At 74.4% G+C, this 25914-nt stretch carries 19 protein-coding genes and 1 pseudogene; 9 read left to right on the plus strand and 11 right to left on the minus strand.

Annotated elements, in window-relative coordinates; genetic code table 11:
* Window positions 1-13 precede the first annotated feature (13 nt).
* Genes cysN through B5Y66_RS01070 form a run of 3 tightly spaced genes read right to left on the minus strand, consistent with a single transcriptional unit; the run spans window position 14 to window position 3165 of the window.
* The gene (gene cysN / locus B5Y66_RS01060) at window positions 14-1351 is read right to left on the minus strand and encodes a sulfate adenylyltransferase subunit CysN (RefSeq protein WP_079569839.1); all 1338 of its coding nucleotides are present in this window, start codon (window positions 1349-1351) and stop codon (window positions 14-16) included.
* A gap of 3 nt (window positions 1352-1354) precedes the next feature.
* On the minus strand, window positions 1355-2257 hold the full coding sequence (gene cysD, locus B5Y66_RS01065) for a sulfate adenylyltransferase subunit CysD (RefSeq protein WP_079569842.1): 903 nt from the start codon (window positions 2255-2257) through the stop codon (window positions 1355-1357).
* Window positions 2254-3165 (minus strand): inositol monophosphatase family protein, encoded by a 912-nt coding sequence (locus B5Y66_RS01070; protein WP_079569844.1) that lies wholly within the window; start codon window positions 3163-3165, stop codon window positions 2254-2256. Before B5Y66_RS01070 ends, cysD begins: the two co-directional genes overlap by 4 nt.
* A 131-nt stretch (window positions 3166-3296) precedes the next feature.
* Between B5Y66_RS01070 and B5Y66_RS01075 the strand changes: the two genes are divergently transcribed.
* On the plus strand, window positions 3297-4262 hold the full coding sequence (locus B5Y66_RS01075) for a sulfite exporter TauE/SafE family protein (protein ID WP_079569847.1): 966 nt from the start codon (window positions 3297-3299) through the stop codon (window positions 4260-4262).
* Window positions 4259-5536, plus strand: a complete 1278-nt coding sequence (gene cysC / locus B5Y66_RS01080) for an adenylyl-sulfate kinase (RefSeq protein ID WP_079569850.1) — start codon at window positions 4259-4261, stop codon at window positions 5534-5536. The genes B5Y66_RS01075 and cysC overlap by 4 nt, the downstream gene beginning before the upstream one ends.
* Before the next feature lie 49 nt (window positions 5537-5585).
* Here cysC and B5Y66_RS01085 read toward each other — a convergent pair whose 3' ends face one another.
* Together B5Y66_RS01085 and B5Y66_RS01090 are read right to left on the minus strand one after the other, a co-directional pair.
* A complete protein-coding gene (locus B5Y66_RS01085) occupies window positions 5586-6542 on the minus strand; it encodes an ABC transporter ATP-binding protein (protein ID WP_079569852.1) in 957 nt (318 codons plus the stop codon).
* A complete protein-coding gene (locus B5Y66_RS01090; RefSeq protein WP_245806843.1) occupies window positions 6535-7533 on the minus strand; it encodes an ABC transporter permease in 999 nt (332 codons plus the stop codon). Before B5Y66_RS01090 ends, B5Y66_RS01085 begins: the two co-directional genes overlap by 8 nt.
* 163 nt (window positions 7534-7696) lie before the next feature.
* On the opposite strand from B5Y66_RS01090, the gene B5Y66_RS01095 reads away from it, so the two are divergent.
* Window positions 7697-8971 (plus strand): CDP-glycerol glycerophosphotransferase family protein, encoded by a 1275-nt coding sequence (locus tag B5Y66_RS01095; RefSeq protein ID WP_079569855.1) that lies wholly within the window; start codon window positions 7697-7699, stop codon window positions 8969-8971.
* Window positions 8972-9039: 68 nt separating this feature from the next.
* Here B5Y66_RS01095 and B5Y66_RS01100 read toward each other — a convergent pair whose 3' ends face one another.
* Genes B5Y66_RS01100 through B5Y66_RS01110 form a run of 3 tightly spaced genes read right to left on the minus strand, consistent with a single transcriptional unit; the run spans window position 9040 to window position 12537 of the window.
* Window positions 9040-9735, minus strand: coding sequence for a phosphocholine cytidylyltransferase family protein (locus tag B5Y66_RS01100; RefSeq protein WP_079569858.1), 696 nt, complete (start codon window positions 9733-9735; stop codon window positions 9040-9042).
* Window positions 9732-11030 (minus strand): CDP-glycerol glycerophosphotransferase family protein, encoded by a 1299-nt coding sequence (locus B5Y66_RS01105; RefSeq protein ID WP_079569861.1) that lies wholly within the window; start codon window positions 11028-11030, stop codon window positions 9732-9734. The genes B5Y66_RS01100 and B5Y66_RS01105 overlap by 4 nt, the downstream gene beginning before the upstream one ends.
* A 22-nt stretch (window positions 11031-11052) precedes the next feature.
* Window positions 11053-12537 (minus strand): glycosyltransferase, encoded by a 1485-nt coding sequence (locus B5Y66_RS01110; protein ID WP_079569864.1) that lies wholly within the window; start codon window positions 12535-12537, stop codon window positions 11053-11055.
* Window positions 12538-12671: 134 nt separating this feature from the next.
* Between B5Y66_RS01110 and B5Y66_RS01115 the strand changes: the two genes are divergently transcribed.
* From B5Y66_RS01115 to B5Y66_RS01130, 4 genes are all read left to right on the plus strand, one after another.
* Window positions 12672-15146 carry a glycosyltransferase gene (locus B5Y66_RS01115; RefSeq protein ID WP_079569867.1) on the plus strand — a complete coding sequence of 825 codons (2475 nt, stop codon included), beginning with the start codon at window positions 12672-12674 and terminating at the stop codon, window positions 15144-15146.
* 82 nt (window positions 15147-15228) lie between these two features.
* Entirely contained in the window at window positions 15229-16344 is a 1116-nt protein-coding gene (locus tag B5Y66_RS01120; RefSeq protein WP_079569872.1) for an acyltransferase family protein, read from the plus strand.
* A 78-nt stretch (window positions 16345-16422) separates the two neighbouring features.
* Complete coding sequence (locus tag B5Y66_RS01125; RefSeq protein ID WP_079569875.1) at window positions 16423-17481, plus strand: hypothetical protein; 1059 nt, start codon at window positions 16423-16425, stop codon at window positions 17479-17481.
* Window positions 17478-18692, plus strand: a complete 1215-nt coding sequence (locus B5Y66_RS01130; protein WP_079569878.1) for a DUF6716 putative glycosyltransferase — start codon at window positions 17478-17480, stop codon at window positions 18690-18692. The genes B5Y66_RS01125 and B5Y66_RS01130 overlap by 4 nt, the downstream gene beginning before the upstream one ends.
* Window positions 18693-18760: 68 nt before the next feature.
* Here B5Y66_RS01130 and B5Y66_RS01135 read toward each other — a convergent pair whose 3' ends face one another.
* From B5Y66_RS01135 to B5Y66_RS22640, 3 genes and pseudogenes are all read right to left on the minus strand, one after another.
* Window positions 18761-19876, minus strand: a complete 1116-nt coding sequence (locus tag B5Y66_RS01135) for a glycosyltransferase family 2 protein (protein WP_079569881.1) — start codon at window positions 19874-19876, stop codon at window positions 18761-18763.
* A gap of 11 nt (window positions 19877-19887) precedes the next feature.
* Window positions 19888-20745, minus strand: coding sequence for an N-acetylneuraminate synthase family protein (locus B5Y66_RS22635; protein WP_245806924.1), 858 nt, complete (start codon window positions 20743-20745; stop codon window positions 19888-19890).
* 177 nt (window positions 20746-20922) lie between these two features.
* Window positions 20923-22044: pseudogene (locus tag B5Y66_RS22640) on the minus strand (cytidylyltransferase domain-containing protein); the annotation flags it as partial.
* 180 nt (window positions 22045-22224) lie between these two features.
* On the opposite strand from B5Y66_RS22640, the gene manA reads away from it, so the two are divergent.
* Together manA and B5Y66_RS01150 are read left to right on the plus strand one after the other, a co-directional pair.
* The gene (manA, locus tag B5Y66_RS01145) at window positions 22225-23550 is read left to right on the plus strand and encodes a mannose-6-phosphate isomerase, class I (protein ID WP_322788684.1); all 1326 of its coding nucleotides are present in this window, start codon (window positions 22225-22227) and stop codon (window positions 23548-23550) included.
* A 157-nt stretch (window positions 23551-23707) separates the two neighbouring features.
* The gene (locus B5Y66_RS01150; protein ID WP_079569887.1) at window positions 23708-25843 is read left to right on the plus strand and encodes an acyltransferase family protein; all 2136 of its coding nucleotides are present in this window, start codon (window positions 23708-23710) and stop codon (window positions 25841-25843) included.
* The last annotated feature ends 71 nt before the right edge of the window (window positions 25844-25914 follow it).

Genomic DNA, 25914 nt, shown 5'->3' on the forward strand with positions numbered 1-25914 from the left:
GCGCCGGCCGCCGTCAGGAGCGGTGCGGCAGGGTGCCGACCATCCCCGCGGCCACCGTCTTGTTCGTGGCCTCGTCCACCAGGATGAACGCGCCCGTGCGGCGGTTCTGGCGGTAGGGGTCGACGAACAGCGGCTGCGTGACGCGCAGCTGGATGCGGCCGATCTCGTTGAGCCGGATCTCGGTCGCCTCCTCGTCACGGTGCAGCGTGTTGACGTCCACGCGGTAGTTGATGTCCTTGACCATGGCCCGCGCCCAGCGGGTGGTGTGCTTGATCGCGTACTTCTTGCCCCGCACCAGGGGCGCGGACTCGTCCATCCAGCAGATCTGGGCGTCGATGTCCTGCAGCGCGGCCGGCGAGTTGTTCGGGCGGCAGATCATGTCCCCGCGCGAGATGTCGATCTCGTCGCTCAGGCGCACCGTCACGGACATGGGCGGGTACGCCTCGTCCACCGGGCCGTCGGCCGTGTCGATCCCCTCGATCGTGGTCTCGAGCCCCGACGGGAGCACGCGGACCGCGTCGCCCTTCTTCAGGACCCCGCCGGCCACCGTGCCCGCGTAACCGCGGTAGTCGCGCGCCTCGTGCGACTGCGGCCGGATCACGTACTGCACCGGGAACCGCACGTCCTGCAGGTTGCGGTCGCTGGCCACGTGCAGGGACTCCAGGTGGCTGAGCAGCGGGCGCCCGTCGAACCACGGCATCTTCTCGCTGCGGTTCACCACGTTGTCGCCGGCGAGGGCCGAGATCGGGATGAACGTGAGGTCCGGGACGCGCAGGCGCGACGCGAAGTCCGTGAACTCCCGGCGGATGTCCTCGAAGACCTCTTCCGCGTAGTCGACGAGGTCCATCTTGTTCACGCAGACCACGATGTGCGGCACGCTCAGCAGCGTGGCCAGGAACGTGTGCCGACGGCTCTGCTCGATGACGCCCTTGCGGGCGTCCACGAGGATGAGCGCGACGTCGGCCGTCGACGCCCCGGTGACCATGTTCCGCGTGTACTGGATGTGGCCGGGGGTGTCCGCGATGATGAACTTGCGCTTGGGCGTGGCGAAGTAGCGGTAGGCCACGTCGATCGTGATGCCCTGCTCGCGCTCGGCGCGCAGGCCGTCCGTGAGCAGCGCCAGGTCCGTGTAGTCGTTCCCGCGGTCCTTGCTCACCTGCTCGACCGACTCGAGCTGGTCCTCGAAGATCGTCTTGGAGTCGAACAGCAGGCGCCCGATGAGGGTGCTCTTGCCGTCGTCCACGGATCCAGCGGTCGCGAAGCGCAGCAGGTCGGCGGAGGTGTCGATCGCCTGCTGGCCCGCGAGGTCCTCGGAGGAGGTCACGGTGCTCTCGATGCTCTCGGTGCTCATGGCTTAGAAGTAGCCCTCTCGCTTACGGTCCTCCATCGCGGCCTCGCTCACCTTGTCGTCGCCACGGGTGGCGCCGCGCTCGGTGAGGCGCACCGCGGCGACCTCCTCGACGATCTCCGCGCGGGTCGCGGCCGTCGACGCGACGGCCGCGGTGAGGTTCGCGTCCCCCACCGTGCGGTAGCGCACGGACCGCACCTCGGCGGTCTCGCCCTCCTTGAGCGGCGTGAACTCGTTGACGGCGAACAGCATGCCGCCCCGGTCCACGACCTCGCGCTCGGCAGCGAAGTACAGGTCGGGGAGGTCGATCTCCTCGGCCTCGATGTAGGCCCAGATGTCCAGCTCGGTCCAGTTGGACAGCGGGAACACACGGATCGACTCACCCTGGTGGACGCGGCCGTTGTACAGGTCCCAGACCTCGGGGCGCTGGTTCTTGGGGTCCCACTGACCGAAGTCGTCACGGAAGGAGAACACGCGCTCCTTGGCGCGCGCCTTCTCCTCGTCGCGGCGCCCGCCGCCGAACAGCGCGTCGAAGCCGTTCTTCTCCGCGGCCTCGAGCAGCACCGGGGTCTGGATGCGGTTGCGGGAGCCGTTGGGCTCCTCCTGCACCAGGCCGCGCTCGATGGCCTCCGGTACGGACGCGACGACGAGCTGGATGCCGAGCCGCTCGACCCAGCGGTCGCGCGTCTCGAGCACCGACCGGAAGTTGAGCCCCGTGTCCACGTGCATGATCGGGAACGGGATCCGCGCCGGCGCGAACGCCTTCGCGGCCAGGTGCAGCATGACGATCGAGTCCTTGCCGCCCGAGAAGAGCAGACAGGGGCGCTGCATCTCCGCCACCACCTCGCGGATGATGTGGATGCTCTCCGCTTCGAGGCTGCGGAGCTGGCTCAGGACGTGAGACGTCACGGCTGGGCACCTTCCTTGATATCGACCCCGACCGCCGTCAGCGCGGCGCGCAGGCGGGCTGCGAGCGCCGGATGGCAGACGAAGAGGTCCGGGAGCCAGGGGTCCTGGCGGTTGTACTCGAGCGGGGTGCCGTCCAGACGGGTGCAGTCGAGGCCGGCGGCGAGCGCGACCGCGACGGGTGCCGCCGAGTCCCACTCGTACTGCCCGCCGGCGTGCACGTAGGCGTCGACGGTGCCGTCGACGACGGACACCACCTTGACGCCGGCCGACCCCATGGGGACGAGCTCGACGTGACCGCGGGCGGCGAGGTCCTGCACGAACTGGGGCGGTCGGCTGCGGCTCGCCGCGAGGCGCAGCCGGCGGCGACCGTCGAGCACCGCCTCGGCGCCGGCGACGGGGCGGGCGCCCCCGGGCGTCACGGTGCTGAGGACGGCGTCGCGGGCGGGCAGTCCGACCGCCCCGGCGACGAGCCCGTCGGACCGGGCGGAACCGCGCTCCCACAGGGCCACGTGGACGGCGAAGTCGTCGCGCCACGCCGGGCTGGTCGAGCCTGTCGAGACCCGGGTCCCGACAGGCTCGACCGGCGGCACCCGCTCGGCGAACTCGCGGGTGCCGTCCAGCGGGTCGACGATCCACACCCGGTCCGCCGTCAGCCGGGCCGCGGAGTCCGCGGCCTCTTCGGAGAGGACGGCGTCGTCGGGACGGGCGTGCGCGAGGGCTGCCGCGATCCAGGCCTGGCTCGCGGCGTCGCCGGCGTCCTTGAGCTCCCCGGCGACGAACGCGCCACCGGCGGCGTCGACGTCCGCCCGCAGGCCGCGCAGCACCTCGCCGGCGCCCAGCGCGAGCGCGACGGCGAGCTCGCCGTCGGGCAGGCCCGGGTCCGGGAAGGACGGGGCGGACGGGGGCATACGGCTCCTCGGCTGGCGGCTCTGGACGGGGGCCCGGGCGGGCCGCGGCCGACGCTACCATTCCCCATTGGACGATTTCCCTGAGAGTTCACATTGTTGAATTCTGTTTTTCCGATAGGAATGGTGCCCTTTTGAGCATCGACCTGCCCCTGGTCCTCGGCGGCCTCGTCGTGGGATTCGTCGTGGGCCTCACGGGAATGGGTGGCGGCGCCCTGATGACGCCCATGCTCATCTTCGTCTTTCGCGTCGACCCGCTCACCGCGGTCTCCTCCGACGTCGTGGCCAGCCTGTTCATGAAGCCCGCGGGCGCGATCGTGCACCTGCGCCGGCGCACCGTGAACCTGCAGCTCGTGCTGTGGCTCTGCATCGGGTCGGTGCCCGCGGCGTTCTCCGGGGCGCTCCTCATCCGCTACCTGCCGCTCGGCGACGGGTTCGACGAGATGCTCAAGCAGATCCTGGGTGTCGCGCTGCTCGTCGCCTCGGCGGGGCTCGTCGTGCGGGCGGTGCTCAGCATGCTCCAGCGCCGCACCGCGCTCGGCGAGGGGCCCGCCGCGCCCAGCAGCCCCGACGTCGTCGTGCGCAAGGTGCCCACGGTGATCCTCGGCGCCGTGGCCGGCCTCATGGTCGGCCTCACGTCCGTGGGCGCCGGCTCGATCATCATCGTGGTGCTGCTCCTGCTGTACCCCGCGCTCAAAGCGTCGCAGCTCGTCGGCACCGACCTGGTGCAGGCGGTCCCGCTCGTCGCCGCAGCCTCGCTGGGCCACATCCTCTACGGCGACTTCGAGCTGGGCCTGACCACCTCCCTGCTGGTCGGCGCCATCCCCGGCGCCTGGTTCGGCGCCCACGTCTCCAGCCGCGCCCCGGGCGGCGTCATCCGCCGCGCCCTCGCGATCCTTCTGCTGGCCTCCGGCCTCAAGCTGCTGGGCGCCTCGCTCGGCGTCGTGATCGCGGCCGCGGTCGGCGCCCTCGTCGTCGGGAACCTGCTGTGGATCGTGGTCCGCGAGCGCATCAAGCGGCTCCCGCCCAAGCCGCTGCCGCTGGGCACCGTCTCGGCCCCGCAACCCGACCCCGACCCGAAGGACACGACGCGATCATGACCGAGCCCAGGCCCGGCACCGTGCCCTCCGACCTGCCCGCCGCCGCCCAGGTCCTCTCGCCCGACGCGCTCGACCTCCTCGAGCTCGCCCTCACCGGCGGCGCCTCGTGGTTCCCGCCGGCCGGGCTGCCCGCCGGCCCCGTGACCCTCACGGACGCCGAGAACACGCCGCTCGCCGTCGTGGGCGTGGCGGACGACGACGGCTCCCCGCGGGCCGTGCGACCGTTCGCCCGCGCCGCCGGCCCGCACTGGGACCCCGCCCTGCGCCGCGCCGCCGTCGAGGTACGGGACGACGTCCGGGGCGGCCCGGACGCCGACGCGGCCGTCGCCGTGGTCGTGGCCGAGCCGCCCACGCGCTCCGAGGTCGACGCGCTGCCCGGCCTCGTCGGTGACGCCGGCCCGGTGCTGCTGCTCGTGCCCGCCGCGCGCCGCTCTCCCGCCCCGGGGCACGTCGGCGCGCCCGGGCTCGTCCGCGTGGCCGGCGACCTGGCCGACCGGCTCGACGACGCCGGCCGCCGCGCCACGGTCGTCGTCGTGCCGTGGCCGGCGGACGCCCCGGACGGGCTGCGCTGGCCGGACGTCGGGGCGCGGTACGGCGCCGCACGCACCGAGGTGCTCCCCGCGCACCGCTCCCCCGAGGCGCGCGACCGCGTCGCGGGGCTCGGCACGCTCTGGTCCGACGAGGTCGCCGCCCTCTATCCCGAAGCGCCCGCCGCCGAGGTCGCGCGCGCGGCGGCCACCGCCCGCCCGCGCGGCGCCGTCGTCTTCTTCACCGGGCTGTCCGGCTCCGGGAAGTCGACCGTGGCCCGGGCGCTCGCCGCCGAGCTCGACGACGAGGGGCGGCACAGCACGCTGCTCGACGGCGACGAGGTGCGCCACCACCTGTCGAAGGGGCTCGGCTTCGACAAGGCGTCCCGCGAGCTGAACGTCGAGCGCATCGGCTACGTCGCGTCGCTGGTGTCCTCGCACGGCGGGGTGGCCGTGGCCGCCCCGATCGCCCCGTTCGCGTCGGGCCGCGCCCGCGTGCGTGCGCTCGCCGAGGCAGCGGGCGCCTTCCTGCTGGTGCACGTCAGCACCCCGCTCGAGGTGTGCGAGGCCCGCGACCGCAAGGGGCTGTACGCCAAGGCCCGACGCGGCGAGATCCCCGAGTTCACGGGCATCTCCTCGCCGTACGAGGCCCCGGCCGACGCCGACGTCGTCATCGACACGTCACGGGTGGACGTCGCCGACGCCGTCGCCCAGGTCCGCGCCGCGCTGGACGCCGTCGCAGGCTGAGCCTGTCGAAACCCGGTGCAGGGTCTCGACAGGCTCGACCAGCGAGGACTCAGTCCTGCTGCTTCTTCTTGCGCCGTGCGCGGGGCCCGACGCCGCCGGCGCGGCCGGACGAGTTCGCCTGGCGGTGGGCGCGCACGAACTTCCGGTACTCCCCGAGCACCTCGTCCGTGCTGCCGTCCATGACGAGCTGCCCCTGGTGCACCCACAGCACGCGGGTGCACATCGCCTCGACCGTGCTGATCGAGTGGCTCACCAGGAAGATCGTGCCGGCGTTCTTGCGCACCTCGTCGATGCGGGCCTTGGAGCGTGCCTTGAACGCAGCGTCGCCGGTGGCCAGCGCCTCGTCGATCATGAGGATGTCCGGCGTCGCCGCCGAGGAGATCGCGAAGCGCAGCCGCGCGCCCATCCCCGAGGAGTACGTGCGCATCGGCATGTAGACGAAGTCGCCGATGTCGGCGAACTCCACCACCTCGTCGAAGCGCTCCTCGACCTGCTTGGGCGTCAGCCCCAGCGCGAGGCCACCGATCCAGATGTTCTTCTCGCCCGTGAGCTGCGGCATGAGGGCGGCGTTGACGCCCAGCAGCGCCGGCTCGCCGGCCACGTACACCCCGCCGGAGCGCGGCGGGATGAGGCCGGTGACGGCGCGCAGGAGCGTGCTCTTGCCGGAGCCGTTGATGCCCACGATGCCGATGGACTCGCCGTGCCGGGCGACGAACGAGATGCCGCGCACGGCGTGCACCTCGCTCACCGCACCCACGTGCTGGGACGTGGAGCTCACCAGGCGGCGCAGCAGGGAGCGCTTCGGCGCCTGGGCCTCGCGCACGTTCTCGGCACCCTTGGCGGCCACCTGCTTCGCCTTGCCGCCGAACACGCGGTAGACGATGTGCAGGTCGTCGACGACGAGCACCGGGTCGCCCGGCGTCGCGACGGGCCGCGGCCCCTCGAGGTCCTCGGGCTCGAAGTCCTCGTCGAGGTCCACGTCGAGGTGAAGGTCTGACTCAGTCACGGCCGTACCGCTCCTCTCCACGCCAGAAGATGATGAACCCGGCGACGAACGCCACCACGGCCCAGCCCGCCGCCCAGGCCCACATCCACGGGTCCTGCGGGAACAGCGGCTCCTGGGTGAGGATCGAGCGGGCCACGTAGAGGAACACGCCGATCGGCTGGTACTCGAGGATCGCCCCGACGACCGGCTGCAACGCCTCCGGCAGTCGATAGACGTAGTGCGTGACCGGGAAGATCACGCCGGAGCCGTACATCACGAGGCGCAGCACGAACCCGATGACGTTGTCGAGGTCGGGGGTGATGGCCACGGCCCGCGCCACGATGAACGCGATCCCGGTGTTGAAGATCCACATCAGCGCCACGATGGCCGGCAGCAGCAGCCAGCTCCAGGTGATGTGCACCATCGGGTAGGCCGGGAGCAGGCCGCTGAGCAGCACGATCGCGCACATGACGACCAGCGCGGGCAGCAGGGTCGTGAGCAGCGAGACCACCTGGGCGATGGGCAGCACGGCGCGCGGGAAGTGCAACGACCGGATGAGGTTCGTCTTCTGCGCGATCGAGCGGGACCCCGCGTGCACCGACTGCTCGAAGAAGCGGTAGAGGAACGTGCCGATGGTGATGAACGCGATCGTGTTCTCGACGCCTCGGTTCGCCCCGAGCAGGATGCCGAAGATCAGCACGTAGACGGTCGCGTTGAGGATCGGGTTGAGCACGGCCCACAGCTGACCCAGATAGTTGTTCTGGTTCTTGGAGTAGGCCGTCGCGGTGCCGAGGACGCGGATGAACGCCCAGCGGGAGGCGACGTCGCGGATGTACCGGCCGAGCGGCGGGCGCACGCCCATCTGCTGCAACCCGTACTGCTTCGCGATCGCCTGCCGCTCCTGCGAGGTGGTGCCCGGCACGATCGGCTCCGGCGGGCGGAGCGGGTCACGACCGGGACCCGGCGTCCCGCGGTCACCCGGTGTGGCGCCCGTGGTGGTGTCGGTGGTCACGTAACTTGCATACCCGTCTTGTGAGGTACGGCCAGCGGCTGACAGGCCCCGTCGATCCTACAGCGGTGACCTGCCCGCTCCTCGCGCGGACCTCGGGGAACCGTGGAGGTGCCGTGGAATACTCAGGGCGGCCACGGGGAGCCCGCCCACCAGGAAGGCACGGATGTCGCACGTCAGCCCACAGCAGCCCACGCTCACGGACCGCGCACGGAAGGCCGTCGCCCGGATCTTGCTGGGAGCGGGATCACGGGTCAAGCGCCTCGTGACCACGACCATCGCGGGCGAGCCCCCGGAGTTCTCCCCGCCGCTGGACGAGCTGCCCCGCTACCCCGTCGTGGCGTACTTCGCCGACACCCCGAACCAGGCCTACCAGCTGCGGCAGTGGCTGCCCGTGCTCGAGCGCCTCGCCGCGCAGCAGCCGCTCGCGATCGTCACCCGCAACTGGGAGCTCGCCGAGCTCCTGCGCGGCGTCACGACCCTCCCCGTGCTGTTCACGCTCCGGCTCGACGGCCTGCGGCGGCTCTACGAGCAGATCGACGTCAAGACCGTCGTCTACGTCAACAACGGCTGGCGCAACTTCCAGTCGCTGATCTACCAGCGCGCCCTGCACGTGCACGTCAACCACGGCGAGTCCGACAAGATCTCCATGGTCTCCAACCAGGCCAAGGCGTACGACCACGTGGTCGTCGCCGGCCAGGCGGCGATCGAGCGGCACCGGCGCGCGCTCATCAACTTCGACCTCGACCGGCTCGTCGTCTGCGGACGCCCCCAGCTGGACCTCGACGTCCCGCCCGCCCTCGGGCCCGTCGCAGGCCGGCGCACCGTGCTGTACGCGCCCACCTGGTCGGGCGAGGACGACGCCAACAACTACACGTCGCTGGACCTGTACGGCGTCGCGATCGTGCGCGCACTGCTGGGCCGCCCCGACGTCCGGGTCGTCTACAAGCCGCACCCGCGCGTGCTCACCGCCGAGGACCCCACGATCGTCGCCGCCCACGCCGAGATCGTGCGGCTCCTCAGCGCCGCACGCGCGGCCGGCGCGCCCCACGAGCTGCCGCTCGACGCGGACATCCTCGGCCTGTTCCAGGACGCCGACCTGATCGTCACCGACATCTCGTCGGTCGGCCTCGACTTCCTCTACCTGCGCCCCGACGCCCCGATCGTCCTCACCGACCGGCGCACCGACCGCGCCCGGATCGTCGCCGAGGCGCCCGTCGCGAGCGCCGTCGACATCGTCGACGGCGACACCGTGGGCGACGTCGCCGGCCTCTTCGCCGCGAACCTCACCGGCGACCCCCACCGCGATGCCCGCGCCGCCGTCCGCGACCACTACTTCGGCTTCGTGCGCGGCGAGAGCAGCCGCCGGTTCCTGGAGTTCATGACGGACTGCGTCGCCCGCCGCGACGCGCTGGTCCGGACGGACGGGACGACCGCCTGACCGCGAACGCACGAGGGCGGCGACCGTCGGTCGCCGCCCTCGTGCGTGTGTCTTGCCCAGAGCCCGGGTCAGAGCTCCTGGTTCGCGCGCTCCAGGTCCTCCGCGAAGTCCACCTCGACCGCGTACAGGTCGGAGATGTCCACCGGCGTCACCTTCACGCCGTCGTGCGCGATGGCGAGCTCGAGGCCGCCCTCGAAGTACTCCTGGTCGTGCACCTCGTCGAGGCGCTGCAGCAGCTTCGCCTTGTCCTGCGCCGCGATGTAGTTGATGCCGACGGCCTCGCCGAGCGCCCCGGCGCCGACCTTCTTCGACAGCTCCTTGATGAAGCCCTCGTCGTCGACCGTGTACTTGACCTCCTCGTCGCCGACCGACGACGTGTTGACGCACACGAACGACTTGCTCTCGTCGATGAGCGGCTGCACGCGGCGCAGCACGTCCGGGTGGAAGACGACGTCGCCGTTCAGCCACAGGACGCCGCGGTCACCGGTGACACGCAGGGCGCGCAGCAGGCTCTTCGACGTGTTCGTCTGGTCGTAGACCTCGTTGTAGGTGAAGGCCACGTTCGGCGCCGCCTCGAGGATCATCTCGAGCTTGAACCCGACGACGATCAGCACCTCGGCCTCGCGGCCGTAGACCGAGCGCAGGTTGCCCAGCTGCTGGGCGAGGATCGTGCGGCCGTCGCGCAGCTCCGTCAGCGGCTTGGGGTGAGGCCGGCCCAGCCGGGTCCCCATGCCCGCTGCCAAGATCACTGTCTGGATGCTCATCGCGTTCCTCTCTCGTTTCCTGTCGGTGCGGCGCTCGGCGCGCCGTAGGCCTCGATCCGGGCGACCTCGCGGTCACGGATCTCCATGAGGCGCTCGCACGCGGCGACGAACCGCTGCGTGGACGCGCCGGGGGCGGTGTCGCCCAGGTAGTGCTCGCGCAGCGTGAGCCGCCGGTCCCGCGTCGGGTCCTGGGTGAGCTCACGGTCCACCGTGGCCAGCACGTCGCCGAGCGCGGCGACCGGCAGCGCCGGCGCGAGCTCGAGCAGCGGGCTCGACGCGATGACCACGTCGCCCACCGGCCGGGTCACCACGATCGGCTCCCCGGTGGCGAGCCAGTCCATCGCGACGCCGGACACGTCGCAGACCAGCAGGTCGGCCGCCGCGAACGCCGGTGCGACGTCGCCGTGGGTGTCCGTGCCGTGCGCGGGCCCCTCGGCGGGCGCCGGCGCGGCAGCCAGGTACTCGCGGATCGCCTTGTCCGCCTCCCCGTACGCCGCGACGCGCACGCCCGTCAGGGGGTGCGGGCGGTAGAGCACGCGGTAGCGCCCCGACTCCACGAGGGCCCGCACGACCGCGAGCCCGTGCGTCGCGACCGACCCGTACTCGGCGGACGGCTGACCGCCCTCCCAGGTGGGGGCGTACAGGACGGTGGGCAGCGGCCCGCGCGGCGTCCGCGCGCGCAGGCGCAGCTGGTCGTCGAGCTGGGGCCGACCCACGGGCACGCAGCGGGCGTGCGCGTCGTACAGGGTGCTGAAGCGCGCCATGCGCTCGACGGCAGCCTGGCCCGCGACGAACGAGAAGTCGTACGCCTTCGTCTGGTTGGACACGGTGACGAGCTTGTCGCTGTCGCCGTGCATCAGCGAGGCGTGCACGAGCTGCCCGAACCGCAGGCAGGTGAAGTTCTCGGGGTTGTGGTTGACGTACAGCGCGAGCTTCGTCGGGGAGCGCCCGAGGATGTCGTCGAGCGTCGTGTAGTGCGCCACGGTGCGCACGTCCAGGCCGCTGTCCCGGCGGATCGCACGCGCGGTGCGGGAGTCCTGGGTGACGACGACGACCGGGTGCTCGGCGTGCAGCGCGCGGAACGTGTCGTACCACTGCTCGATCTGGTAGAGCGCCTCGGGGGTGTCGGCGAAGTAGACGAGCACCTCGTACGGCCAGGAGGTGCCGAGCAGCTCCTGGTCCTCGCCCAGCCCGTCCGGCATGCCGCCGGGCAGCAGCCCCAGCCGCCGGATCACCTTGCCCCCCAGGGATCGGATCCGGCGCCGCAGGGTGGCGCCCCGGGGTGTGGCAGGCATGGTTCTCCTGATGCGTCGTCGGTCAGCGGGGGGCGCGTCGCAGCATACCGGCCAGGCGTGCGCGCAGGGTCTGCCGGGTGGCCCGCCGCCGGGGTCGCGACGCGCTCGGCCGGCGCGCGGCCGGCTGCGGGTGCCGGCGCGTCACGTCCTCGAGGACGTTGGCCCAGCGGGCGACGACGGCGGCGTCCGAGTAGCGCTGCGCGGTGACGACGGCCGCCTCGCGCATGCGCCGCACGGCGTCGTCGTCGAGGGTGACGAACCGCTCGACGGCGGCCGCGAGCGCGTCGACGTCGCCGTCCGGCACGAGGAACCCGTCCGTCCCGTCCGTGATGATGTCCGCCGGCCCGTAGCGGATGTCGTACGCGATGGGCACGCAGCCGCGCGACATCGCCTCGGCGAACACGAGCGGCAGGCCCTCGGCCCGGCTGGTGAGGAGCAGGAACGAGGTGTCGGCGAGCCGGTCCGCCGCGCCACGCACGAAACCGTGCAGCGTGACGCCCGGCACCTTCGCCGCGCGGGCCGCGACCCGGTCGCGCTCGGGGCCGTCGCCGTACACGTCCAGGGTCAGGTCGAGCCCGGAGCGACGCCGGGCCCGCTCGATCCCGGCGACGGCCTGCCCCACCCGCTTGCGCCCGTGCAGGGAGGCCAGCACCGCGCCGCGGAGCCGGTCCTCGTGCGCGGGCACGGGCCCGTCGGGCAGGTCCGTGCTGTTGGGCACCACGTAGGTGTGGGCGCGCTCGCCGACGCGGTCGACGACGTCGCGCCGCTGGCCGTCGGTGAGGAAGACCATCGCGTCGTAGTCGTCGAGGTGCTCGACGAGCGGGGTCCGGGCGGCGGTGAGCGGCCCGTGCGCGTCCGTCGCCTTCGCGGACAGGTGCGCGCCGTGCACGAGGTGCGCGGTGTAGAGGTCCTTGCGCTGCAGGGACGCGAAGAACTTCACCATGGTCTTGCTGTCGACGATCACGTAGCCGGGCCGTTCCGGCAGCACGCCGTCCAACCAGTACCGGTAGAGGGACCACGCAGAGGTCCACCGCCGCCCGGGGCGGCCGTCCCGGGAGTACAGGGTGATGCGCCGTCCGGCCCGCTCGTCCACCGCGGCGAGCGTGCCGTCCGCCCGGAAGTGGAGCTGGCGCAGCACCTCGCCGTCGGGCGCCGTCTCGGTGCGCACGAGCTCACCCGGCTCCGCACGGGGCCGGGTGGCCGGGCGGCTGCCGGGCGGCGGGGCGACGACGTCGTCGGGCAGCAGGCGCAGGTCGTGCCACACGTTGTGGAGCGTCAGGCCGGGCACGAGCTCGCCGCGCTCCTCGAGGATGCGGCGGGCGGCCTCGAGGTCGAGGTCCGGGGAGAACGTGAGGATCCGCACCGGGACCCCGGCCTCCTGGACGAACGCGCGCGAGCGCCGCAGCAGCGCCGACGTCATGCCGCCGTAGTCGGCGGGGATCGTCCAGGTCGCGGCGGCGTGGCTCCCGGCCGGGAGCGGGGTCGTCGGTCCGTGGCTGTGAGGCACCGGCCCATCGTAGGGTCTGGGGCGCCGTCCCTCGCCGCCCCGGCGGGCGGGCGGCGCGGCGAGCTGCCGGGCAGTAATCCGACTGCCCCGGTGTAGTATCGCCCGGCCCGTCGACCCCCGAACCGGGAGATCTGATGCCCCGTCGTCCGCTGCACCCCGCCACCTGGCTCCGCGGCGCCCGCCGCGTCCTGAGGTCCGCGATCGGCCCGCGGCCGGCCGCGTCGCGCGAGGACGCCCTCGCGCTGAGCCACCCGACGACCCACGCGGCGCTCGCCCTGCTGGCGTCCCGGGACGTCCCGGGGGCGCAGTCGCTGGTCGACGAGGCCCTGGCCCAGCCCTCCCCCGCCCCCGACGCGTTCGTCGCGGCCGGCGTGGTCGCGCACCGGCGTCACCTGCACGAGCGCGCGCTGCACCTCTTCGACCGCGCCGGCGACGACGCCCTCGCCGCGGCGCCCGTGCCCTTCGTCGAGTCGCTCTTCCGCGTCGACCCGCAGCGCGGGCTCGCGCTCACCTGCGCCTGGCTCGACGACGCCTCGGTCACGCCCGACGCGCGCACCTGGCACACCGTGCTGCGCTACGTCTTCGCGCACGGGGACGACGCGCTGCGCCACCGCGTCCACGACCGGTTCGTGGCCGCGTACCGCGGGCAGGAGCAGCAGTGGCCCGGAGGCGCCGCCGAGGTCGAGTGGCTCGAGCGGTGGCGCGGGGCCGCACGCCACACCACCGCCCCGGCGCCGGTCGGCCGCGTGCCCTTCGCGGTCATGGACTACGTGCAGCCCGGCAAGGGGAAGTCGTCGCAGAACATCGGCGACCACGTGCAGACCCTGTCCTCCCTCGGTCATGTCGTGCGCCGCCAGAACCTCCGCTTCCACGGGCGCGCCGACCTGGTGGGCTTCGCCCAGGACATGCAGGAGCGGGTGCGCCCGGAGCTGCGGCTCGACGGCACGGCCACCGACGTGGAGCTCTACCGCGTCGACCGCGACGGGTCCTCGTTCCAGGCCTTCCCCGAGGGCACCTGGCTGCTCGAGTTCGGCTGGCACTCGCACGACCTGGCCGGCACGGGCGTGTGGGACTTCCCGATGCACGAGAACCTGCGCCCGATCTTCGTGTCGTTCCACTGCAACAAGCGCGGCCTGCTGACCCCGGAGGTGCTCGACTACCTGCGCGCCCACGGCCCGGTCGGCTGCCGCGACTGGACCACGGTCGACCTCCTGCTGTCGCTGGACGTCCCGGCCTTCTTCTCCGGCTGCCTCACGACCACCGTGAGCACGGTCTTCCCCGAGCTCGACGAGCATCCCGCGCCCGCCACCGTGCACGTGGACGCCGTCCGCGAGCCGGTGCCCGACGGGCAGGAGAACATCAAGCAGAGCTACCGCGGGGTGAAGGACCGCACCTTCGTGGAGAACATGCGGGAGGCCGTGCGGCTGCTCGAGTGGTACCGCACCAGCTTCACGCACGTGGTCACCAAGCGCCTGCACTGCTACCTGCCCACGACGTCGCTGGGCCTGGACGTCGACTTCCAGCCCGCGAACTACGCCGACGTGCGGTTCGCCGGCCTGCACCCGCTGGACCACGACGGCTTCGAGGCCATCCGTACCGGCATGCTCGCCCGGCTCGAGCCCGTGCTGTCCGCGATCTTCGCCGGTCAGGACGCCGAGTCCGTGTACGCGCTGTGGCGCGAGACCGTCGCCCCCGAGGTCGAGACCGCGCGGGCCCGGCACGTCGCGGCGACGCCGCTGCCGGCGCTCCCGGCCGAGCCGGCGGCCCTCGCCGCGCCCGCCGCGGTCACCGCGCCCGCCGACGGTGCCGCCGACGCCGTCGACGTCGTCCTGCTGCCGAAGCGCGGCGAGCTGCCCCACGTGGGCGAGGCGGTGCGCGCGCTCGACGTCGCGGCCACCACGCCGCTGCGCGTCTGGCTCGTGGGCCCCGGCGTCGCCCGGGTCAGCGTGCCCGAGCTCTCCTCGCGCACCTCCGTGCTCCGGGTGCCCACCGGCTCCCTCGACCTCGGCGCCCTCGGCCTGGTGCCGGCGCAGCGCGCCCACCACGCGCTGCTGCCGCACCTGCTGCCCGACGTCGACCGCGCGGTGGTGCTGCCCGTGGACGCCGTGGTCCTGGGCGACGTCGCCGACCTCGCCGCGGTGGACCTGGGCTCCACGGCCGTCGCGGCCCGGCACACCTCGCACGCGGACCCCAGCGGCTTCGGCCTCCTGTACCGGGCGGCCCGCCGCCTGGACGACGCGCCCGCGACGGCCTACGACTTCTACCGCCGCATCCACGCCCGCCACGTGTTCGACTTCAACGCCTTCGACGCGGACGTGCTGGTGCTCGACCTCGCGCGGCTGCGGGCCGACGGGTACACGGCGGAGTCGCTGGTCGCGATGCGGGAGTTCCGCATCGACGCGCGCGAGGCGCTGCACCTGTACACGGGCCCCCACCGCACCGAGCTCGACGCCGTCTGGGACCACGTGCCGACGCGCGACCTGCCGGACGCCGAGGCCCGGCTCGTGCACTGGGCCGACCCGGTCAAGCCCTGGGACGACGCGTACGTCGCCCGCCAGGACCTCTGGCACGCGCGCGTGACCGAGCCCACCGTCAGGGTCGCCTCCTGACCTCGCCCGTCGGTCGAGCTCGTCGAGACCACGCCCGAGGTCTCGACGGGCTCGACCACCGGATTCGGTATCGTCGCCGCCCATGACCTCCCAGCCGACCACCGCCGCGCCGCCCGCCAGGGGCTCCGCCCCGGCGCGCGTGCAGCCCCGCCCGCGGCTGCGCGGGCTCGACGGGCTGCGCTTCCTCGCGGCCGCGCTGGTGCTCGGCTTCCACTACACCGGCATCGGGATCCCGCAGTGGGGCGCGCCCCCGCACGACGTGTTCCCGGTGCTCAACGAGGTCACCAGGTACGGCTTCCTCGGCGTCCAGCTGTTCTTCGTGATCAGCGGGTTCGTGATCATGATGACGGCGTACGGGCGCACCATCACCGGCTTCGCCGCCTCCCGGGTGGCGCGCCTGTTCCCGGCGTACTGGGCGGCCGTCGCGCTCACCGTGGTGCTGCAGCTCGTGTGGGACGGCGGCCGCAACCCGACCCTGCTCGACTCGCTGGTGAACCTCACCATGCTGCAGGAGGCGTGGGACGTGCCGAACGTCCAGGGCGCCTTCTGGACGCTGTGGTTCGAGATGAAGTTCTACCTGCTCATCGGCGTCTTCGTGCTGGTGGGCATCACGCGCCGTCGCCTCATCGCCGTCGCGGTCCTGTGGCCGCTGGTCGCGGAGCTCGCGCGCGCCACCGACAGCGCCCTGCTGTCATCGCTGCTGATCCCGTCCTACGCCCCGTACTTCGCCGTCGGCATGCTGCTGTTCCTGGTGTACCGGGACGGCGGCGACCTGGCCGTGTGGCTCGGCGTCGCGCTCACCACGATCCTGTCCATGCGGCAGGCGTACCACTACGCCGGGACGGCGGCCGAGCACGTGGGCGCGGACGTCTCCCCCGCGGTGTGCGCGGCGGCGGTCGCGGCGCTCGTCGCCCTGGTGTGGGCGCTGAGCGCCGGGCCCTTGCGCCACGTGGACTGGCGGGTGCTCTCCACCCTGGGCGCCCTCACCTACCCGCTGTACCTGGTGCACGGCCAGTTCGGGTTCGCCGTCATCGACGTGCTGCACGACGACGCGTCGCGCTGGGTCGTGCTCGCCCTCGCCACCGCGCTCTCCGTGGCGATCGCGGCGATGCTGCACTACCTCGTGGAGAACCGCGTGCACGACCGGCTGCGTGACGGCGTCCGGCACGGCCTCGAGAAGACGCTGCCCGCCCGCTGACGAGGCGGGCACCGAGCGTTCATCCGCCGTCCACGCCGAGGTCCCCTCTGCGTCGTCCGCGGCGGTGACACTGGCGGCGTGACCGCGTTCGTCGAGTCCCCGCTCCAGCTGCTGTGCGCCGTCGAGGCCCACGCCGCCGGGCACGCCGGCACCAGCACGCGCGTGCTGGCCCGCGCGGACGTCCCGGCTCTCACCGCCGGGATCGACGCCGTGCGCGCCCTCGGCCTGCCCTCGGGGCTGGACGTGCAGCCCGCGCCGGCGCCCCGCCGCCTGCCCGACGACGTCGTGGTGGTGGGCGACCCGTTCTCGGGCGCCTTCCAGGCCGCGCTGCTGCGCACCCCGCGCCCGCCGCAGCACCTCGTCGTCGTCGACGACGGCCTGGCCACCCTCGACCTGGCCCGCCGCGTGCTCACGGGCACGCCGCTCGTGCGCCTGACGGCGCCCCCGGACCCGCTGCGCTACGGACTGGGCGCCCTGGCCGGGCGCCGGCTGCACCGGCTGGTCGCCGGGGGGCGGCTGACGCTGTGCACCACGATCCCGCTGGACGACGACACGGTCGCCGGGCTGCGCGGGCTCGGCGTCGACGTGCGCCCGCACGACTTCGCGTGGCTGCGCTCGCGCCCGCAGCGCAACGCGCCGCAGGAGTCGACGGTCGTCGTCGGCTCCGCGCTGGTGGCCGACGGCCTGGTGCACGCCGACCGGTACGCCGCCTGGGTGCGCGGGATCGCCAGCGACGGCCCCGTCCGGTACGTCCCGCACCGCCGCCACGACCCGCTCGTGTCCGCCCTGCTGGAACGCCTGCCCGGCGTCGTCGTGGACGAGCCCGGCGCCCCCGTGGAGATCCGCCTCCGCGGCCTGCGGCCCGGTCAGCGGACGGTCATGCTGCCGTCGACCTCGGCGGTCACGCTGTCGCGGCTGCTGGCGCCGCGGGGCGTCGTCGTCGCGCCGCACGCCGTGCCCGACGCCTGGTGGACCGACCGTGCGACGCCGGAGCTGCGCCGCCACCTGGGGCGCACGCACGCGCTCGCCACCCGCGCCGCCGCCGAGAGCGCCGGCGCCGCCCGCACCGCGCACGTCCCCGGGCGCAGCAGCACCCCGCCGCGCGGCCTGCCCGCCGCCGTGGTGTCGCCCGCATGACGGGCCGCACCTCCCCGCGCCCGCCGCGGGTGCTCGCCGTCGCCGACGCGGACTCGTACCTCAAGTGGGCGGTGTGGACGCTGGCCGGCCTGCGCGCGGACGGCGCGCCCGTGGACGTCTCCGCCGTGCTCGTCCGGTCCCCCATCGCGCCCACCCCGGCCCAGGTGGACGCCGCCGTCCGCGGCTCGGGCGTCCCCGGGCCGCCGACGCTGTCCCCGCGCGACCTGCGCCGGCTCGTCCGGCGCACGCGTCCCGACGTGGTGCTCGTGGCCGCCACCGGTCCCGTCGCGGAGCTCGTGGCCCGCGAGGTCGTGCGGGCGACCCGCCCCGGACGACGCCCGGCGCTCCTGTCCGGGCTCCCCGGGATGGCGCTGCCCGCGACCCCGCAGGGCGCGGGCTGGCGGCGCTGGTGCGACGCGTTCCTCGTGCACGCCCGGGTCGAGGCCGGCCCGTACGTCGAGGCGTTCGCCCGGCAGGGGGCGCGGCCCGACGTCGTGCTGACCCGGTTGCCGTTCCTCGAGCCCTCCGCCGCCCGGGCGCCCGGGTCCCCCGACGCCGCGGTGCGCCGCGTGGTGCTCGCCGCCCAGGCCAAGGTGCCGGGGTCGCGCGACGAGCGGGTGGACCTGCTGGACGGCCTCGCCCGCCTCGCGGCCGAGGGGCTCGACGTCGTCGTCAAGCTGCGGGCCCGGGCCGGCGAGCGCCAGACGCACAACGAGGCCCACCCGTTGGACGCGCTCTGGGCCGCGGAGCACGCGCGCCTCGGACGACCCGGCGACGCCGTCTCCTTCGTCACGGGCCCGATGGCCGACCAGCTCACCCCCGGGACGGCGCTGCTCACGGTCAGCTCGACCGCGGGCCTGGAGTCCCTCGCCCTCGGGCTGCCGACGGTGTTCCTCGCCGACTTCGGCGTCGGCCCCGCGCAGCTCAACGAGCCGTTCGCGCGGTCGGGCTGCCTGCTGCGCCTCGACGAGGTGGCGGCCGCCCTGCGGGCCGGTGGCCCGGCCCCCGACCCGGCCTGGCTCGAGGAGCACTACCTCCACTCCGCGCCGTCCGGGCTGCCCGCGGCCGTGCACGACCTCGCTCGCCGGTCGCGGGACGGCGCGCTGCCCGCGCTGTCCGTCCGGCCGTGGTCGCGGCCGCGGCACGCCTATACGGCCGCGCGCTCCGCGTTGCCGGTCGCCGTCGGCCGGCGCCTGACGCTCTCCCGCTGAGGGACGACGACGCCGGTCGGGCCGGTCGGCACCCCGAACGGGAGTCGACCGGCCCGGCCGGCGGTGCGCTACGCCCGGTGGTCGGCCACCGCGCGGTCGGTGAGGCCGCGGACGAAGCCGGCGCCCCACGCGACGTGCATGATCGCGACGACGGCGGGCAGCACGAGAGCCTCGCGGAGCCCCAGCCGCGGACGACGGCCGGCCGCGTGCACGCTCGCGGCGACCACCCCCGCCGTGTACGCCGCCGGGAGCGCCGCGCCGAGCACGACGAGGCCGGGCAGCGCGGCCAGCAGGCCGCCGGCCACGGTGACCGCCGAGGCCAGCAGCCCGAGCACCAGGACGGGCGGCGCGAGGTAGCGCACGCTCGCCGTCGACGGGTCGCGGCGGATCACCTCGCGCCGCCACATGCCGGTGCGCCAGAACTGCTTGGCCACCGCGCGCAGCGTGCGCCGCGGGCGGTAGGTGACCTGCAGGGCCGGGTCGAACCACAGGACACCGCCCGCGCGGCGCAGGCGCAGGCACAGCTCCCAGTCCTCCGCCCGCACCAGCGACGGGTCGTACCCGCCGACGGCCGCGACGGCGGAGCGCCGGAACGCCCCGAGGTACACCGTCTCGGAGGGCCCCGCCTCGCCGCCCACGTGGAACGACGCCGCGCCGATGCCGGCCGGGTGGCTCATCGCCCGCGCCGCGGCCCGCTGCACGGTGCTCGTGCCGACCGGGTGCATGAGACCCCCGACCCCGACGGCGCCCGTGCGCTCGAGCGTGGCGACCGCCCGCGTCACGTAGTCGGCCGGCAGCACCGTGTGCCCGTCCACGCGCAGCAGCACCCGGTCGGCGTCGTCCGCCAGGCCGGCGGCGAGGTTCAGCCCGATCGAGCGCGAGCCCGTCGGGTTGTCCACGAGCACCACGCGCGGGTCGGCCTCGGCGAGCCGGGCCGCGACCTGCGCCGTCGCGTCGTGGGACGGACCCACGGCGAGCACGAGCCGCAGCGGCCCGGCGTAGTCCTGGGCGAGCACCGACGCGACGGCCTCGTCCAGGTACGCCTCCTCGTCGCGCACGCACGCGACGACGGCGACGCCGGGCGGCGCCTCGACCTCCGCCGCCGCGTCCTGACCGCCGGCCGGGCCCGTCGGGACCTGGTCCCGACGGGCCCGGCCGACGGTCGCCGGATACGCGTCCGACATCGGGCCCGCCGTCAGGCGTCGACGCGGCGCAGCCGCGACATCGGCGACAGCTCGCCGGGCATGACGCGCTTCTCGCCGTCGCCGAGCGCGTCCTGCAGGATGCGGATGTCGCGCACCAGGTTGGACAGGCCCTTCGGCTCCAGCGACGCCGCGTGGTCCGAGCCCCACATGGCCCGGTCCAGCGTGATGTGCCGCTCGACGGCCACGGCGCCCAGCGCGACGGCGGCGAGGGAGATCTGCAGCCCCGTCTCGTGGCCGGAGTATCCGACCGGCACGCCGTAGCGCTCCTGGAGGGTCGTGATGGTCCGCAGGTTCGCCTCCTCCGCCGGCAGCGGGTAGGTGGAGGTGGCGTGCAGCATGACGAGCCCGTCGGTGCCGAGGATCTCCACCGCGGCGTCGATCTGCTCGAGCGTCGACATGCCGGTCGACAGGATCAGCGGCTTGCCCGTGTCGGCCAGGGCACGCAGCAGGTCGTGGTCCGTGACGGAGGCCGACGCGATCTTGTGCGTCGGGACGCCGAACTCCTCGAGGAAGGCCACCGAGGGCACGTCCCACGGGGAGGCGAACCACTGGATGCCGTTCGCCTTCGCGTACTGGTCGATCTCCGTGTACTGGTCGTGCTCGAACTCGACCCGGTACTTGTACTCGAGATAGGTCATCTCGCCCCACGGCGTCTGGCGGATCTTGTCCCGCTGGTCCTTCGGGGTGCTGATCTCCGGCGTGCGCTTCTGGAACTTCACGGCCTGGCAGCCGGCGGCCACCGCGACGTCGATCAGCTGCTTGGCGATCTCGACGTCGCCGTTGTGGTTGATGCCGATCTCGCCGATCACGTACACCGGCTGGCCGGTGCCGACCTCGTGGTCGCCCACGCGGACGACGGGCGCCTCGGGGCGGGGGGTCGCGGAGGTCGTGCTGGCGGTGCTGGTCACGGGGGTGTCCTTCCGTTCGTGGAGCTGCGGGGCAGGACGCGCGGCGGCGTCCGGGCGGGCTGCGAGGATCCGCTCGCAGACCTCGCGGACGGCGCCGTGGCCGCCCGCGCGGGCGAGGACGACGCGCGCGGCGGCGGCGACCTCGGGGTGGGCGTCGGCGACGGCCACGGGCCAGCCGACGAGGTTCAGGGCGGGCAGGTCGTTCACGTCGTTGCCGACGTACGCGACCCGGCCCGGGTCGAGGCGGTTCACGGCGCACCAGTCGCGCAGCGCGGCGGCCTTGTCGTCCACGCCGTGCAGCACGTCGACACCGAGCTTGCGGGCCCGGGCCGCCACCACCGGGTTGGTCTCGGTGGACAGGATCAGCAGCGGCACGCCCGTGCGGCGCAGGCGGGCCACGCCCAGCCCGTCGCCCCGGTGCACGCGCACGCTCTCCGTGCCGTCCTGGGTCACGAAGGCGGCGTCGTCCGTGTGCACGCCGTCGAAGTCCGTGACCAGGGCGTCGACGTCGATCGGCTCGTCGGACGGCGGCGTGCCGGGCTGCCCGAGGAGGGTGCGGGCCAGCCACAGGTCGCGGGGCTCGTCGATCTCCATCGACCACTCCGGGGCCACGGGCTGCAGCCCCACCGAGCCGAAGAAGCGGCTGCCCGCCTCCCGCAGCCCGGCCGTGCGCATCGCGTAGAACGCGCCCGTCTCGCGGAAGTGCGGCGCCCGGTCCTGGCGCCGGGGACGGTGGTCGGTGCCGTGACCCACCGGCGTGGGCACGTCGTCGTCGAGCCGCCACTGGAAGTCGTGCGTGGGCGCCACGGCCACGACGACGTCGTGCTCGCCGGAGCCGACCCGGCGCACGGCGACGTCCAGGTCGGCAGGGTCGACGAACGGCGACGTGGCCTGCAGCAGCACGGTCACGGCCGGGTCGCCGGCCTCGGCGCGCAGGGCGTCGAGCGCGTGCAGGACGGCGGACTCGGAGCTGGCGGTGGCGCCGGCGATGTCCGCCGGGCGGCGGAGCACCTGAGCGCCGTGCGCCGTGGCCTCGCGGGCGATCTCGTCGTGGTCGGTCGAGACCACGACCGCGGTCACCGAGGGCGCCGCCAGCGCCGAGCGCACGGCCCGGGCGACGAGCGTCGTGCCGCCCACCCGCTGCAGGTTCTTCAGCGGGATGCCGGCCGAACCGCCGCGGGCGGGGATCACGACGAGCGCACCGCGGTCGGGGCCTGACCCCGGGTGGATGTCGTTCATGGCACCGACACTAAGAGCGCGACAAGGCGCGACCGGCGCTTTACGGAAAACTGTCGCCGAACATCAGGATGCTGTCAGGTGAACACTTTCCGATCCCCTCCGAGAATGGTCGGTCGTGCTTTCCCGGTGCCCTTTCATGGGAGAAGTCACCGGGAGAATTCCCCTGTCCGAGGAGGTCCGATGGACGCCCTGACCGCCCGCTCGCACCCGCGCACCGTCCCCGCCCCCGCTCCCCTGAGCGCCGCTCGCCTCCGCGCCGTCCCGACGGCGACGGGACGACGCGGAGGCATGCCCGTGCTGCACCTCGACAACCCGGTCCGCGCGTACGACTGGGGGTCGCCCACCCGCATCCCCGACCTGCTCGGGCGCGAGCCCGACGGGAGCCCCGCGGCCGAGCTGTGGCTCGGCGCGCACCCCGGCGCGCCGTCCCGCCTGCGCACGCCGGGCGGCGGCGCGGGCCGCAGCCTCGAGGACCTGGTGGGCGCCGAGCCGCACGACGCCCTCGGCCGGCGCGTCGCGGACCGCTTCGGCCCCCGGCTGCCGTTCCTGCTCAAGGTGCTCGCGGCGGACCGCGCGCTCTCCCTGCAGGTGCACCCCCGCCCGCACCTCGCGCGGGCCGGCTACCACCGCGAGACCCGCGCGGGCCTGCCCGCGGGACACGCGCAGCGGTCGTTCCACGACGACCAGCACAAGCCCGAGATGATCGTGGCGCTCAGCCCGTTCGAGGCCCTCGCCGGGTTCCGCAGCCCGCGGACGGTGCTCCGCCTGCTGGACGGGCTCGACGGCGCCCTCCTCGACGCGGTGCGGGGCGCGCTCGCCGACCGGCCGTCCACCGCGGGGGTGCGCGCCGCCACCGAGGCCCTCGTCGCGGCGCGCACCTCGCCGTCGACCGCGGCCGACGTCGCGGCCGCGGTCGCCGCCGTCGCCCGCCGCCACGAGGCCGGGAACGCGGAGACCGCGCGCGCCGACGCCACCGTCCTCACCCTCGCCGAGCAGCACCCCGGCGACCCGGGCGCCCTCGTGTCCCTGCTGCTGCACCGCGTCACCCTGGAGCCGGGCGAGGCGATGTACGTGCCCGCCGGCGAGGTGCACGCCTACCTCAGCGGCTTCGGGGTCGAGGTGATGGCCGCCTCCGACAACGTGCTGCGCGCCGGGCTGACCACCAAGCACGTCGACGCCCCCGCGCTGCTGGAGTGCGCGTCGTTCGCCCCGCGCCCGCCCGCACGACCGGCCACGCTGGTGTCCGGCGGCGAGAGCGTCGTGGTGACGTACCGCGCCCCGGTCGAGGAGTTCGCGCTGACGTTCGCCGACGTCGTGCCCGGCGAGCCGGTGGCCCTCGCCCCCGACGGCCCCCGCGTCGTCCTGGCGCTCGACGGCGAGGCCCGGCTGCTCACCAACGCCGGCAGGCTCCTGCTGCGTCGCGGCGAGTCCTGCTTCGTGCCCGACGCCGCCGGGCCGCTGACCGTCGACGGCTCCGCGCACGTCGTCTGCGCCTGGGTCCCCTGACCACCGGTCCTCGCTGGCCGTGCGGCCCGGCGGGCGGGTCGGGTTGCCCGTGGCCCCGGGGGCGCGGTTAGCCTGACCGGCGTTCGCGCGCACCGGCTCCCACCGGAGCCGACGGCGCGCGACGCGCACTGCCCCCGACCCACGGTGATCCCTCCGCATGCCCAGCTCGCTCCGCGACGCCGCCCGACCTCTCGAACGCGCGACCCCGGACGGCGGCACGCCGGACCGCGGCACCCCGGGCCGCGGCAGCCCGCGCGGGTTCCGGCCGGAGGTGCAGGCGCTGCGGGCGCTGGCGGTCGCGATGGTGGTGCTGTTCCACCTCTGGCCCGGCCGGCTCCCCGGCGGGTACGTCGGCGTCGACGTCTTCTTCGTCATCTCGGGGTTCCTCATCACAGGCCACCTGCTGCGCGAGACGGAGGCGACCGGACGCGTCCGGCTCGCCCGCTTCTGGGCCCGGCGGGCGCGCCGCCTGCTGCCCGCCGCCTACCTCGTCCTCGCGGTCACCGTCGTCGCGACGGTGCTGGTGGCGCCCCGCTCGCTGTGGCAGCAGTGGTTCCGCGAGACGCTCGGCGCCACCCTCTACGTCGAGAACTGGGTGCTCGCCGCCGACGCCGTCGACTACCTCGCGGCCGACGCCGACCCGTCGCCCGTGCAGCACTACTGGTCCCTGTCCACCGAGGAGCAGTTCTACCTGGTCTGGCCGCTACTGGCGCTGCTCGCCGCAGTGGTCGCGACCCGCCGTGGCGCGTCCACGCGCCGCACCACCGCCGTCCTGCTCGCGGCCGCCACGGCCGGGTCGTTCGCGTACTCCCTGTGGCTGACCTCCGCCAGCCCCGCGTCCGCGTACTTCGTCACGCCGGCACGCGCGTGGCAGTTCGGGGCCGGGGCCCTGCTCGCCCTGTGGCTCGCCCGGCCCGACCGCCGGCCGGTGCGCGACGGCGTCCGGGTGGCCGCCGGCTGGGCGGGGCTGGCCGCGCTCGTCGCGTGCGCGCTCGTCTATGACGCCTCGACGCCGTTCCCGGGCACGGCCGCCGTCGTCCCCGTGCTCGCGACGGTGGCCGTCATCGCCGCCGGGGCGCCGGGCGGCCGGCTCTCCCCCGCCCCGCTGTACGCCTGGCGGCCCGTGTCGTTCACCGCGGACGTCTCCTACTCGCTCTACCTGTGGCACTGGCCTGCCATCGTGCTGGCGCCGTTCGTGCTGGGCCACGAGGCGGGCCTCGTCGAGCGGCTGCTGCTGCTCGCCGGCGTGGTGCTGCTGTCCGCGCTGTCCAAGCGCTTCGTGGAAGACCCGGCGCGCTTCTCGACCCGCTGGGACCTGCACCGCACCCGCCGTGCCCTCGGTGCCACCGTGGCCGGGACCGCCGCGCTCTCGCTCGTGGCCGGGTGCGCCCTCAGCGTGGCCCAGCACCGCGCCGCGGAACAGCGGGAGGTCGCCGCGCGGGTGGTGGCCGAACGACCCGCGTGCTTCGGCGCCGAGGCGATGGACGGCGACCGGCCCTGCGCCAACCCCGACCTCGACGACGTCGCCGTCCCCGCGCCCGAGGCCGTCGCCGACGACGTCGCGGGGCCCGGGAAGTGCTTCGTGGACGTCGACGAGTCCGCGCTCGCGGACTGCTCCTTCGGTCCGGTGGACGACCCCGACGTCCCGCACGTCGTGCTGGTGGGCGACTCGCACGCCCGGGCGCTGATGCCGGCGTTCCTCGAGCTGGTCGACCAGGGCCGCCTCAGCCTGAGCGTGCAGCTCAAGTCCTCCTGCGCGTGGAGCACCGGCCCCGTCGACTCCGACGACGAGCGGGCCCGCACCTGCGAGCAGTGGAAGGACCGGCTCGAGCCGTGGCTCGAGGAGCAGGCCCCCGCCACCGACGCCGTCGTCACGACGGGCTACCTGAAGTACCTCTCCGGCGACCGGACCCGCCAGGCGACCGACCTGGCCGCGGCCTGGCGGCCCGTCGCCGAGCGCGGCGTCCCCGTCGTCGCGCTCTCCGACAACCCGAGCCACGACGACGAGCCGTCGCAGTGCCTCGACCAGGGCCTGCTCGCCCGCCCCGACCGGTGCGACGTCCCGCAGCGGCAGGCCTTCCCGGATCCGCAGGTGTTCGAGGACGCCGCCGACGAGGTGCCCGGCGCGACGTTCGTCGACCTCACCCGGTTCTACTGCCGCGACGGGTCCTGCCCCGCCGTCATCGGCGGCGTCAACGTGTACCGGGACGAGCACCACCTGACCACGACGTACACGCGCACCATGACGCCCTACCTCGAGCGCGAACTGCGCGACGCCGGCGTCCCCGTCTGACACCCCTCCCGCCGAACATGCAGCTGCGCGCGTCCTGAGGGCTCAGAACGCGCGCAGCTGCATGTTCGGCG

The sequence above is a fragment of the Krasilnikoviella flava genome, from assembly GCF_900167525.1.
Taxonomy (GTDB): Bacteria; Actinomycetota; Actinomycetes; order Actinomycetales; family Cellulomonadaceae; genus Isoptericola; species Isoptericola flavus.